Genomic DNA, 11,345 nt, shown 5'->3' with positions numbered 1-11,345 from the left:
TTTAAAAGAAAAAGACGGCATACGATTTTCCTTTTTGTCTCGGGGGCTGGGAGATGTTTAAAAGAGACACCCCCCCGCCTGACCGGGCGGGCGCCCGCCACTTCGCCGGGCGCAGCCCACGGATATCGGCACAGGAAGGCCGCATGTCTCTTCTCAACAGTTCCCTGCACGAGGTCGACCCGGACGTCGCCGCCGCCGTCGACGCCGAGCTGCACCGCCAGCAGTCGACCCTGGAGATGATCGCCTCCGAGAACTTCGCGCCGGTGGCGGCGCTGGAGGCCCAGGGCTCGGTCCTGACCAACAAGTACGCCGAGGGCTACCCGGGTCGCCGCTACTACGGCGGCTGCGAGCACGTGGACGTCATCGAGACGATCGCCCGCGACCGCGTGAAGGAGCTCTTCGGCGCGGAGGCGGCCAACGTCCAGCCCCACTCGGGCGCCTCGGCCAACGCCGCGGCGATGTTCGCGCTGATCAAGCCCGGGGACACCATCCTCGGCCTCGATCTCGCGCACGGTGGGCACCTGACCCACGGCATGAAGATCAACTTCTCCGGCAAGCTCTACAACGTGGTGCCGTACCACGTGGACGAGAAGACCGGACTGGTCGACATGGAGGAGGTCGCCCGCCTCGCCCGTGAGCACCGGCCGAAGCTGGTCATCGCCGGCTGGTCCGCCTACCCGCGCCAGCTGGACTTCGCCGCCTTCCGCGCCGTCGCCGACGAGGTCGGGGCGCTGCTGATGGTGGACATGGCGCACTTCGCCGGTCTGGTCGCCGCCGGTCTGCACCCCAACCCGGTGCCGCACGCCGACGTCGTCACGACCACCACCCACAAGACCCTCGGCGGCCCGCGCGGTGGAGTGATCCTCTCCCGCCAGGAGTTCGCCAAGAAGATCAACTCCGCGGTCTTCCCCGGACAGCAGGGTGGCCCGCTGGAGCACGTCATCGCGGCCAAGGCGGTCTCCTTCAAGATCGCTGCGAGCGAGGAGTTCCGCGACCGCCAGCGCCGGACCCTGGAGGGCGCGCGGCTGCTGGCCGAGCGGCTCCTGCGGCCGGACGTCACCGATGCCGGCGTCTCCGTGCTCTCCGGCGGCACCGACGTCCACCTGGTCCTGGTCGACCTGCGCCACAGCGAGCTGGACGGCCAGCAGGCGGAGGACCGGCTGCACGAGGTCGGGATCACCGTCAACCGCAACGCCGTGCCCAACGACCCCCGGCCGCCGATGGTGACCTCGGGCCTGCGCATCGGCACACCCGCGCTGGCGACCCGCGGCTTCGGGGCCGACGACTTCCGCGAGGTCGCGGACGTCATCGCCGAGGCGCTCAAGCCCGCGTTCGACGCGGAGTCCCTGAAGGCGCGGGTCACGGCCCTCGCCGCCAAGTACCCGCTCTACCCGGGCCTGTAGCCCGCGGCCGTGCGGCCCGGCCCGCGCCACCCTGCGCGCGGCGGGGCCGCACGGCGCCACCCCGGCGTCCGGCCCACCGGCCGGCCCCGGGGCCCGCACACCGCTCCCACCCCGGGCGGACAACACGAGCAGACAAGGAAGTCCGCCACCGTGGCCCTCTCCGCGTTCGACCTCTTCTCCATCGGCATCGGCCCCTCCAGCTCCCACACGGTCGGCCCCATGCGCGCCGCCCGGATGTTCGTCGTCCGGCTGAAGAAGGAAGGTGCCCTGGCCGGCACCGCGTCGGTGCGCGCGGAGCTGTTCGGCTCGCTGGGCGCCACCGGCCACGGCCACGGCACCCCGAAGGCGGTCCTGCTCGGCCTGGAGGGCCACGCCCCCGACACGGTGGACGTGGCCGCCGCCGACGGCGAGGTGGAACGCATCCGGCACGAACGCCGCCTGCGGCTGCTGGCCACGGAGATAGGCGACAGCCACACGATCGACTTCGACCCGGCCGCCGACCTGGTCCTGCACCGGCGCCGCTCCCTGCCGTACCACGCCAACGGCATGACCCTGTGCGCCTACGACGCCGAGCGCAGGCCGCTGCTGGAGAAGACCTACTACTCCGTGGGCGGCGGCTTCGTGGTCGACGAGGACGCCGTCGGCGAGGACCGCATCAAGCTCGACGACACCGCGCTGCGTCACCCCTTCCGCACCGGGGACGAGTTGCTGCGGCTCACCCGGGAGACCGGCCTGTCCGTCTCCGCGCTGATGCTGGAGAACGAGCTGGCGTGGCGGAGCGAGGCGGAGATCCGCGCCGGGCTGCTGGAGATCTGGCAGGTGATGCGGGAGTGCGTGGCGCGCGGCATGACGCGCGAGGGCATCCTGCCCGGCGGGCTGAAGGTGCGGCGCAGGGCGGCGCAGTCGGCCCGGCAGCTGCGCGCGGAGGGCGACCGCGCCGAGCACGCCATGGAGTGGGTGACGCTCTACGCGATGGCCGTCAACGAGGAGAACGCCGCCGGCGGCCGCGTGGTGACGGCACCCACCAACGGTGCGGCGGGCATCATCCCGGCGGTGCTGCACTACTACACCCGCTTCGTACCGGGCGCCGACGAGGACGGTGTGGTGCGGTTCCTGCTGGCCGCGAGCGCCATCGGCATGCTCTTCAAGGAGAACGCCTCGATCTCCGGCGCCGAGGTCGGCTGCCAGGGCGAGGTCGGCTCGGCCTGCTCGATGGCCGCCGGCGGGCTGGCGGAGGTGCTGGGCGCCTCCCCGGAACAGGTCGAGAACGCCGCCGAGATCGGCATCGAGCACAACCTCGGCCTGACCTGCGACCCGGTCGGCGGCCTGGTGCAGATCCCCTGCATCGAACGCAACGGCATGGCGGCGGTGAAGGCCGTCACGGCCGCCCGCATGTCGCTGCGCGGCGACGGCCGGCACCACGTCTCCCTGGACAAGGCCATCAAGACCATGAAGGAGACGGGCGCGGACATGAAGGTCAAGTACAAGGAGACGGCGCGCGGCGGCCTCGCCGTCAACGTCATCGAGTGCTGACCCGGAGCTCCCGACCGTCCACGAACCCCGTGCACGATCCGCCCCGTCGAGGCCCGGCCCCGTCGAGGGCCGGCCCCGTCGAGGACCGGAGCCACGCGGACGGCCGGCAGGCCGCTCGGCATCGCGTCGAGGCGCCGGCGGCAACCGGCGCATCGCCACCCCGGGTGCTCTCCCACCAGGACCGGACGTCGGGCCGTGGTCGTCGTTGAGGCTCCGTCAGGAACGGCCGGTGAACCGGCCCGTGCCCGCCGCCGCTGCCAGGACCCCGCAGGCGAACCACAGCGAACCCGACGCACCGGCTGAGGCGGCGACGAGGCCCGCCCCGGCCGGCACCGCCACCTGCCCCGGCCGGAAGCGCCACCTGCCCCAGCCGGTTGGCCCACAACCGCAGCGCCAGCGCGGTACCCCGCGCGTGGGTGGGGACGGCGAGCACCACGCTGGTCATGGTCAGCGGCTGCCCGATCCCGAGCAGGAAGCCACCGACCGCCGGGGCGGGGGCCATCAGCCACCACTGGTCGGCCCACGGGAGCGCGACCAGGCTCAGCGACACGGCCGACCCCAGGGCGCTGGAGACCACCAGCGTCCGCCGCGACCAGCGGGTGAGCAGAGTGGCGAGCAGCAGCCGCGAGGCGATGGAGAACGCGGCCCGCAGCGCCAGCAGCACGCCGGTGGCCGCGGGCGAGATGCCCCGTTGTTCGGCGATCAGCGGCAGGTAGGCGGTGAGCAGGTCGACCGAGGACAACAACGCGAGGCTGATGAAGAGTCCGGGTGCCACGCCGGGGGTGCGCAGCAGCGAGAAGACCGGGGGCCCGCTCTGCGGCTGCAGGCCGCGCGGCGCCCGTCGGGTTGCGGGGGCTGTTCCGGACCAGTCCCACCAGGCCGTCATCGCCCCCGCGGCGGCGATGACGGCCACCAGCAGCAGCGCGTGGACGATCGGGGTGCCCAGCTCGGCGGCCCGGACGCTCTGGCCCCGCTGGTGGGCGGTGGTCTTCGCGAGCGGCGCGCCCCACGGCGACCCGGCGCCCGCTCCCAGACGCCCGGCGCGATCGGGGCCCGCTGCGCGGGACCAGATGTACCACACCGGACATCACGCTGTGCTTCGGCGGGGATACCAGCCTGTATACAGCTGGCTGACCGGGCACGAGCTGCGGCTCGGATCAGGCCCCAGGGTGCCGCGTCCCGTCGCCGGTCGCCGACGCCGGTGGGCGCGGCGGTGAAGTGAGCGAGCCCGTTCATGACGCGACGGCGCCGTGCGGCGGCGGAGTTGGCCCAGGCCGGGAGCGGGCCGGCCGGCGCGTGGTCCGGGCACGGATCGCGTGCACATGCGCTCTGTCCGGCCCGGCGTTCCAATGGGAGAAGCGGCAGGCTCGTCCGCGTGCTGCCCCTCCCGAGAGGGCAGCGGGGCGGCGGCGCTGCCAGACGAAGAGGGTTCGTGCGCCAAGGGCGCGCCGAGAGGGCGCGGCCCGGTCACCCGGCCGCTGCGGGTCTCACCAGGCCACCGGACGGAGGGCGAACGTTCGCCGACGACCCGAGAGAAGGCTGGGATCATGGGAAGTGCCAGATCAGCGATGGCCGCGGGGGTGGCCGCGGGCTACGTACTGGGCCGTACCAAGAAAGCGAAGCTCGCCCTCGCCGTCGCGGGCGCCGCCCTCGGCAAACGCGGTGGCGGCAAGGGTCCCTCCGGTCTCGCCAAGGGCAAGCAGAAGCTGGAGGACGTCCCCGCGGTCGGGCGACTCAGCGACCTGGGCGGAGGTTTGGTCTCTTCCGGCAAGTCCGGCGTCCAGCGTGGCGCGTCCTCCCTGGCCGAAGCGCTCTCCGCCCGTGCCGACGCGCTCACCGCCCGCCGCGCCGGGGGCGATGAGGAGCCGGACGCCGACGCCGACGACGAGGCGGCTGCCGAGGCGCCCGAGCAAGAGGACGAGCCCGGCGCCGGTGACGAGACACCCGAGGACGACGAGGCGGCTGCCGAGGACGAGCACGACGAAGACGAAGACGAGCACGACGAAGACGAAGAAGACGAGGAGAGCGAGGAGGAGGCCGAGGAGGAAGAGCCGGAGGCCACTGACGAGGCGGACTCCGAAGACGAAGAAGAGGAGGAGGAAGAAGAGGAGGAGGACGAGGAAGAGCCCGAGGCTGAGGACGAGGACGAGGAGGAGGAAGACGCGGGCGAGGAGGAGGACGCGGACGAGGAGGGCGAGGAGAAGCCCGCCCCCGAGCCGGCGCCCGAGAAGAAGCGGCCCTCCGCCAAGAAGGCGCCTGCCAAGAAGGCCCCCGCCGAGAAGCCCGCCGCCAAGAAGGCTCCGGCGAAGAAGACGGCAGCGAAGAAGGCACCGGCCAAGAAGGCGCCCGAGAAGCCCGTCGCGAAGAAGGCCCCGGCGAAGAAGACGGCAGCGAAGAAGGCACCCGCCCGGCCGGCGGGTGAGGGCGGCGAGCGCACTCCGCGCAAGCCGCGCGCCAAGCGTCCGGTCCGCAACAGCGCGGCCGCGACGCGCTCGCGCAAGGGAGGCGAGGCGACATGACCGCCACGCAGGAAAAGCAGGCAGAGCAACCGCCGTCGGTGATGGGGAAGGTCCGCGAGGAACTGATGCGGATGCTCGCAGCCCAGGCGCAGGTGGCGATGCACGCGACGGGCGAGAAGCTCAAGGACACCACCAAGCGGGTCACCGGCTCGGCCTCCCAGAGCAAGCTGGTGCCGGACGTGGCGGGCCGGATGATGCAGGGCGACAGCCCCGGCGCAGCCGCGGCGGGATCGGTGACCAGCAGCGTGAAGAGCAGTGTGAAGAAGGCGGTCCCGGGCATGAGCGACGATTCCGAGGAGGCGTCGTCGGGCGAGGGCGGCGAGGGTGACGAGCACGCGTTCCTGGCGAAGGTGACCTCCATCGTCGAGGCGATCGACGTGGGTGTGCCGCGCAGGGTCTGCTACAACCACTGGACGGAGTTCGAGGACTTCGGCACCTGGGCGAAGGGCGTCAGCAACGTCACGCAGGGGGGAGAGGACGAGTCGTCGACATGGTCGTTCAAGATGGTCTTCTCCAGCCGCGAGTACGAGGCGACGATCGAGGAGCAGATTCCGGACGACCGCATCATCTGGCGGTCCGAGGGCTCGAAGGGCACGACCTACGGCGCCGTCACCTTTCATGAGCTCGGGCCCAACCTGACGCGTGTCATCGCCGTTGTCGAGTACTCACCGAGCGGCTTCTTCGAGAAGCTCGGAAACATCTGGCGTGCGCAGGGCCGCCGGTTCCGCCTGGACATGAAGAACTTCCAGCGCTACGTGACCCTTTCCGCCGACACGGAGGTCGAGGGCTGGCGCGGTGAGATCCGTGACGGCGAGGTGGTCCGGAGTCACGAGGACGCCATGAGCGCCGAGGAGGAGGACGACGGCGACGAGGACGAGGAGTCCGAGGAGCCGGACGAGGAAGCGGCGGACGACGCCGACCCGGAGGACGAGGAAGCCGACGCGGAGGACGAGGAAGAAGAGGACGAGGAGGAGGAGGAGGAGAAGCAGTGACGGCCCGCCCGGTCCCGGCCACCCACAGGAGCAGCGGCACGCGGCTCCCTTCCCCGAAGGCGGCAACATGAGCGACGACCTGTCCCAGGAACTCCGGGAACCCGACGACCGCGGGGCACCCGATGTGACGCTGGACGTCCCGGTGCTCAACGTGGAGGACATCGAGATCGAGGCCGAGGACCTGCGGGCGAGCGTGACGCTCCAGGCCGAGCTGCTCGATCTCCTCAAGATCAACGTCGGCGCCGACGTCTCCCTCGGCCGCCTCAATCTCGGCATCAAGGGAGTGGAGGTCCAGGCGCTGCTCGAAGTCCATCTGGACAACGTGGCGGCGATGATCGAGCAGGCGCTGACGACGATCGCGGAGAACCCGCAGATCGTCCAGGACATCGCCCACGCCGCCGAGTCGGCCACCGAGAGCGTCAGTGGCGCGGCGGCCGAGGCTGTTCCGGAGGCGGGCAAGGCAGCGGTGGAGTCGGCGGGCGCCGCGTCGAAGGCCATCGAATCGGCCGGTGACGCGGTGGGTGACACGGTGGGCGACACCGCGGAGGAGGCGGTGCAGGACACCACCGAGCAGGCCGCCGACGCGGTCGAGCCGGCCGCGGAGTCGGCAGGGACGTCGGCTGAGTCGGCCGGCGACGTCGCGGGGAAGGCCCCGAGGCCGGAGCGGACCTCCCGGTCCTCCGGCAGCAACGGGGTGCGGCGCTCCGGCGGCGGGCGGTCCGGCGGCCGGCGGCGCGAGCCGGCGGCGGCCGGCGGCGGGACGGGCCGACGCCGCCCGCCGTGAACACCGACACCCTCCAGCTCCGGGACACCGCCTGACCCGGCGGCGGCCGACATCGCGTTCACCTCACGGGTGCGCGCGGACCGGCTGCGGTTCGGCGAAGTCCCCGACACCGAGGTCCGGTTCGCCGAGGGCCCGGGAGTGGTATCCGGTTCGGGCAGCGAGCGGGAGAACCTTCCGGACGCGGTCCAGGCCGATGTGCGGTACGACGACGTCCTCGTCAGGTACACGCTGGCGAGCCGGATTGACGACGAGAACGACGACCAGGAAGAGACCGAGGACCACCACGACGCCGGTGACGGGTGACCACCGCCGCCGGCCGTCCGGCCCCGTCTCGTGCCCCGGGCCGGGGCCGGACCCGGTTCCGGCCCCGCGCCCCGTGCGCCGCGCCCCGCGAGCGGGATCGGGCGCGGTCACAGACGGTCGCGCCGCTCACGTACAGTGGAGCGCCCGCCGAGGGGGCGGCGCGGCTCGGGCAGCGGACATCGAGCATGAGCGGACCATGGCAGCGCGGCAGAACGGACAGCGGCACGTGAGCGAGACCGGAAACGCACCGGAGACCGCCGACGGCGCGGAGGACGGCGCGGTCGGCGTCACCGGCCCCAGCGCGGAGGGGTGGCCGGAGATCCGGCGCCGTTCGGCCCTCCTGGACGACGAGGACGTCCTCGTCATCGACAAGCCGGCCGACGTCTCGGTGGTGGGAGAGCGTCACGACACCGATCTGATGCGGATGGCGAAGGACGCGGGCGAGTGGCTGATGCCCGCGCACCGCATCGACAAGGTGACCTCCGGTGTGGTGGTGCTGGCCAAGTCGCTGCCGGTGCACGCCGATCTGGCCCGCCAGTTCAACCGGCGGACGGTCGGCAAGGCCTACTTGGCGCTGGTCCGGAACACCGGACTGCCCGGGCAGGGGCCGGTGCTGCCGGAGCGCGGCGAGATCGAGCTGCCGCTCAGCGTCGGCAGGAAGTCGCGGGTGCGGGTCGCCGCCCCACGCGAGACCATCACCGCGTCGGCGGGGCGCTGGCACGTCGCGGAGAGCGACGTCCTGCCGAAGGTCAGGACCTATCCGTCGACCACCCTGTTCGGGACCGTCTGGCGGGACGAGCGGCACACGCTGCTGGTGGTGCGGCCGGTGACCGGACGGCGGCACCAGATCAGGGTGCATCTGGCGTGGATCGGACACCCCATCGAGGGCGATCCGCTCTTCGACCGGCAGAACGCGTCGGGTACGCCCCGCACCTGTCTGCACTCATGGCGTATCGCCTTCGACCGGGGCTGGGGCGACGGCTCGCGGGTGACGGTCTCGGCTCCGCCCGGCGACGCCTTCTGGGCGCCTGTACGGGACCGGCTGGAGGGCACCGTGGAGGAGACCACCGCCCATGCGGAACGAGTGCTCGGCCGCTTGGAGCGGGAGGCCCGGTCCGCCCGCTGAGCCGCCACTGACGGGTGACGGCACGGGCCCGTGCCGTCAGCCGCGGCCCTCAGCCATCGGCCCTCAGCCCTCAGCCCTCGGGGTACTGCTTGCAGTACTCGTAGAGCGCCATGGCCGTCGCGGTGGCGACGTTGTAGCTGTGCGGGGCACCCCACACGGGGATCTCCACACAGTCGTCGACGTACCGCAACTCCTCCTCGGTGATGCCCAGTCGTTCGTTGCCGATGACGAGCGCGGTGCGGCGGGGGAAGGCGTAGCCGTGCAGGCTGGAGGAGTTGGTGGTCTGCTCCAGTCCGACGATGCGGTAGCCGTCCTGTCGCAGCGACTTGAGCACCGGCGGCAGGGTCCGGCGGCTCTCGATCGTCACCTGCTCGACGCTGTCCCGGGCTACCGTCGGATCGACCTTGGCGTTGCCGCACGCGATGACCCGGCTCACACCGCAGCATCCGGCGGTCCGCAGGATGGTGGAGAGGTTGACCCGGCTCTTCAGCGGGGCGCAGGCGACGACCAGTTCACGCGGCTGCGCCAGGGTGTCGGGCGTCTTGTGCCGCAGCTGCTCGTATTCGGCCCGCATGGTCAACCCTTTCGGCGTGCTCACCGCCCGGCGCGGCGCGGGCTCAGCATCGCACACCCGGTCATCGGCCTCGCACGGCGGCGAGCTGCTGTGCGAACGGCACGACCTCGGCCTCCGGGTCGGGGTCGGCCTCGGGCTCGCCGTCCGGCCGCAGACCCGGTCCCGCGGCGGCGATGCCGCCGGCCGGGGTGGCGCCGCCGGCAGCGCGCGGGGTTCGCCCGCCGAGCTGGGCGGCGAGTTCGGCCGCGGCCCGGCCGACGCGGTCGGCGAGCGGGTCCTCACCGGACGCCGCCCCGTCCGCGCCGCCGCCCCAGTCCGCGGTCGCCGCGTACACGCCGGTGGGCACGGTCAGCGCCCGCAGATAGCCGAAGAGGGGCCGCATCGCGTGGTCGAGCACCAGCGAGTGCCGGGGCGTACCGCCGGTGGCGGCGACGATCACCGGTGTGCCGGCCAGGGCGGTCGGGTCGACCAGATCGAAGAAGGACTTGAACAACCCGCTGTAGGAGGCGTTGTACACGGGGGTGACCGCGATCAGCGCGTCGGCGGAGGTGACGGCGGACAGGGCGGTGGCCAGCCGCTCGCCGGGGACACCGGTCACCAGGTGCCCGGCGATCTGGGTGGCGAGGTCACGGAGTTCGACGCGGCTGACCTCGGCCGCCGCGCCCGCGGCGCCGTCCCGGAGGGCGCCGTCCGGGAGCGCGCCACCCCGGACCGTGTCAGCGTTCCCGAGTGCCGCGAGGGTGCCGGCGGTGAGGCGGTCGGCGAGCAGCCCGGTGGAGGAGGGCTGACCGGTACCCGCGGAGACGACCGCGAGACGCGGCACGGCAGCCGGCACGGGCGCGGGTCCGGGAGTGAACGCGGGGGTCACGGTGCGGTCGCTCCGTTCTTCACGGCGGTCCGGGGGCCGGACCCCGGCGCGGCGGCGGCGTCGGCGACGCGGGCGGCGTGCGTGGGTCCGTCCGGCACTCCGGCCGGGCGCAGCCGGGCGAATTCCTTGCGCAGTACCGGGACGACTTCCTCGCCCAGCAGGTCCAGCTGTTCCAGGACCGTCTTCAGCGGGAGCCCGGCGTGGTCCATCAGGAACAGCTGCCGCTGGTAGTCGCCGAAGGACTCGCGGAAGGTCAGAGTCTTCTCGATGACCTGCTGCGGGGAGCCGACGGTCAGCGGAGTCTGCTCGGTGAACTCCTCCAGCGAGGGGCCGTGGCCGTAGACCGGGGCGTTGTCGAAGTAGGGGCGGAACTCCCGGACGGCGTCCTGGGAGTTGCGTCGCATGAACGCCTGGCCGCCGAGGCCGACGACGGCCTGTTCCGGTGTGCCGTGGCCGTAGTGCGCGTAGCGCCTGCGGTAGAGGTCGATCAGCTCCTGGAAGTGCTCCTTGGGCCAGAAGATGTTGTTGGCGAAGAAGCCGTCACCGTAGTAGGCGGCCTGTTCGGCGATCTCGGGCGAGCGGATCGAGCCGTGCCAGACGAACGGGGGCGTGCCGTCCAGGGGCCGGGGTGTGGAGGTGAAGCCGTGCAGCGGGGTGCGGAAGCGGCCCTCCCAGTCGACGTTCTCCTCGCGCCACAGCTGGTGGAGCAGGGCGTAGTTCTCGATGGCCAGCGGGATTCCCTGCCGGATGTCCTGCCCGAACCAGGGGTAGACGGGGCCGGTGTTGCCGCGTCCCATCATGAGGTCGGCCCGGCCGTCGGCCAGGTGCTGGAGCATCGCGAAGTCCTCGGCGATCTTCACCGGGTCGTTGGTGGTGATCAGCGTGGTCGAGGTGGAGAGGATCAGCCGCTCGGTGCGGGCGGCGATCCAGCCGAGCATGGTGGTGGGCGAGGAGGGCACGAAGGGCGGGTTGTGGTGCTCGCCGGTGGCGAAGACGTCGAGTCCGACCTCCTCCGCCTTCAGTGCGATGGTCACCATCGCCTTGATCCGCTCGGCCTCGCTGGGCGTGCGGCCGCTGGTCGGGTCCGTCGTCACGTCACCGACGGTGAAGATCCCGAACTGCATGGAGCACCTCCGATATGCTTGAAGATTCAACATACCTAACGTGCGGCACCCCGGACTCATTCCCCCGAGCCGGACGCCCCGGCTCTCGCCACCGCCCTCATCACCGCCCGCACCGACGT

Annotated in this window: 11 protein-coding genes; 7 read left to right on the top strand and 4 right to left on the bottom strand. The window is 72.3% G+C overall.

Annotated elements, in window-relative coordinates; all coding sequences use genetic code 11:
* Positions 1 to 143: 143 nt before the first annotated feature.
* A complete protein-coding gene (glyA, locus tag E0D90_RS18190) occupies positions 144 to 1,403 on the top strand; it encodes a serine hydroxymethyltransferase (protein WP_103503286.1) in 1,260 nt (419 codons plus the stop codon).
* 150 nt (positions 1,404 to 1,553) lie between these two features.
* On the top strand, positions 1,554 to 2,936 hold the full coding sequence (locus E0D90_RS18185; protein WP_130799271.1) for an L-serine ammonia-lyase: 1,383 nt from the start codon (positions 1,554 to 1,556) through the stop codon (positions 2,934 to 2,936).
* On the opposite strand, the gene E0D90_RS27920 is transcribed toward E0D90_RS18185, so the two are convergent.
* Complete coding sequence (locus E0D90_RS27920) at positions 2,923 to 4,017, bottom strand: MFS transporter (protein WP_227870305.1); 1,095 nt, start codon at positions 4,015 to 4,017, stop codon at positions 2,923 to 2,925. The two genes, E0D90_RS18185 and E0D90_RS27920, sit on opposite strands and share 14 nt — an antisense overlap.
* 466 nt (positions 4,018 to 4,483) lie before the next feature.
* Between E0D90_RS27920 and E0D90_RS18175 the strand changes: the two genes are divergently transcribed.
* The 5 genes from E0D90_RS18175 (at position 4,484) to E0D90_RS18155 (ending at position 8,660) form a co-directional block, all read left to right on the top strand.
* A complete protein-coding gene (locus tag E0D90_RS18175; RefSeq protein WP_130799270.1) occupies positions 4,484 to 5,455 on the top strand; it encodes a histone protein in 972 nt (323 codons plus the stop codon).
* Entirely contained in the window at positions 5,452 to 6,447 is a 996-nt protein-coding gene (locus E0D90_RS18170) for an SRPBCC family protein (protein WP_130799269.1), read from the top strand. Before E0D90_RS18175 ends, E0D90_RS18170 begins: the two co-directional genes overlap by 4 nt.
* 67 nt (positions 6,448 to 6,514) lie before the next feature.
* The gene (locus E0D90_RS18165; RefSeq protein WP_130799268.1) at positions 6,515 to 7,231 is read left to right on the top strand and encodes a hypothetical protein; all 717 of its coding nucleotides are present in this window, start codon (positions 6,515 to 6,517) and stop codon (positions 7,229 to 7,231) included.
* A 69-nt stretch (positions 7,232 to 7,300) separates the two neighbouring features.
* Positions 7,301 to 7,534, top strand: coding sequence for a hypothetical protein (locus E0D90_RS18160; RefSeq protein WP_227870304.1), 234 nt, complete (start codon positions 7,301 to 7,303; stop codon positions 7,532 to 7,534).
* A 226-nt stretch (positions 7,535 to 7,760) separates the two neighbouring features.
* Positions 7,761 to 8,660, top strand: coding sequence for an RluA family pseudouridine synthase (locus E0D90_RS18155; RefSeq protein ID WP_227870303.1), 900 nt, complete (start codon positions 7,761 to 7,763; stop codon positions 8,658 to 8,660).
* A 70-nt stretch (positions 8,661 to 8,730) separates the two neighbouring features.
* On the opposite strand, the gene E0D90_RS18150 is transcribed toward E0D90_RS18155, so the two are convergent.
* From E0D90_RS18150 to E0D90_RS18140, 3 genes are all read right to left on the bottom strand, one after another.
* On the bottom strand, positions 8,731 to 9,234 hold the full coding sequence (locus tag E0D90_RS18150) for a TrmH family RNA methyltransferase (protein WP_103500651.1): 504 nt from the start codon (positions 9,232 to 9,234) through the stop codon (positions 8,731 to 8,733).
* 61 nt (positions 9,235 to 9,295) lie between these two features.
* The gene (locus tag E0D90_RS18145; protein WP_438827414.1) at positions 9,296 to 10,102 is read right to left on the bottom strand and encodes a CE1759 family FMN reductase; all 807 of its coding nucleotides are present in this window, start codon (positions 10,100 to 10,102) and stop codon (positions 9,296 to 9,298) included.
* Positions 10,099 to 11,226, bottom strand: coding sequence for an LLM class flavin-dependent oxidoreductase (locus E0D90_RS18140; RefSeq protein ID WP_130799265.1), 1,128 nt, complete (start codon positions 11,224 to 11,226; stop codon positions 10,099 to 10,101). The genes E0D90_RS18145 and E0D90_RS18140 overlap by 4 nt, the downstream gene beginning before the upstream one ends.
* Positions 11,227 to 11,345: the final 119 nt, after the last annotated feature.

Source organism: Streptomyces otsuchiensis, from assembly GCF_004305975.1.
GTDB lineage: Bacteria > Actinomycetota > Actinomycetes > Streptomycetales > Streptomycetaceae > Streptomyces > Streptomyces otsuchiensis.
This window is presented reverse-complemented; position numbering and strand designations above follow the sequence as displayed.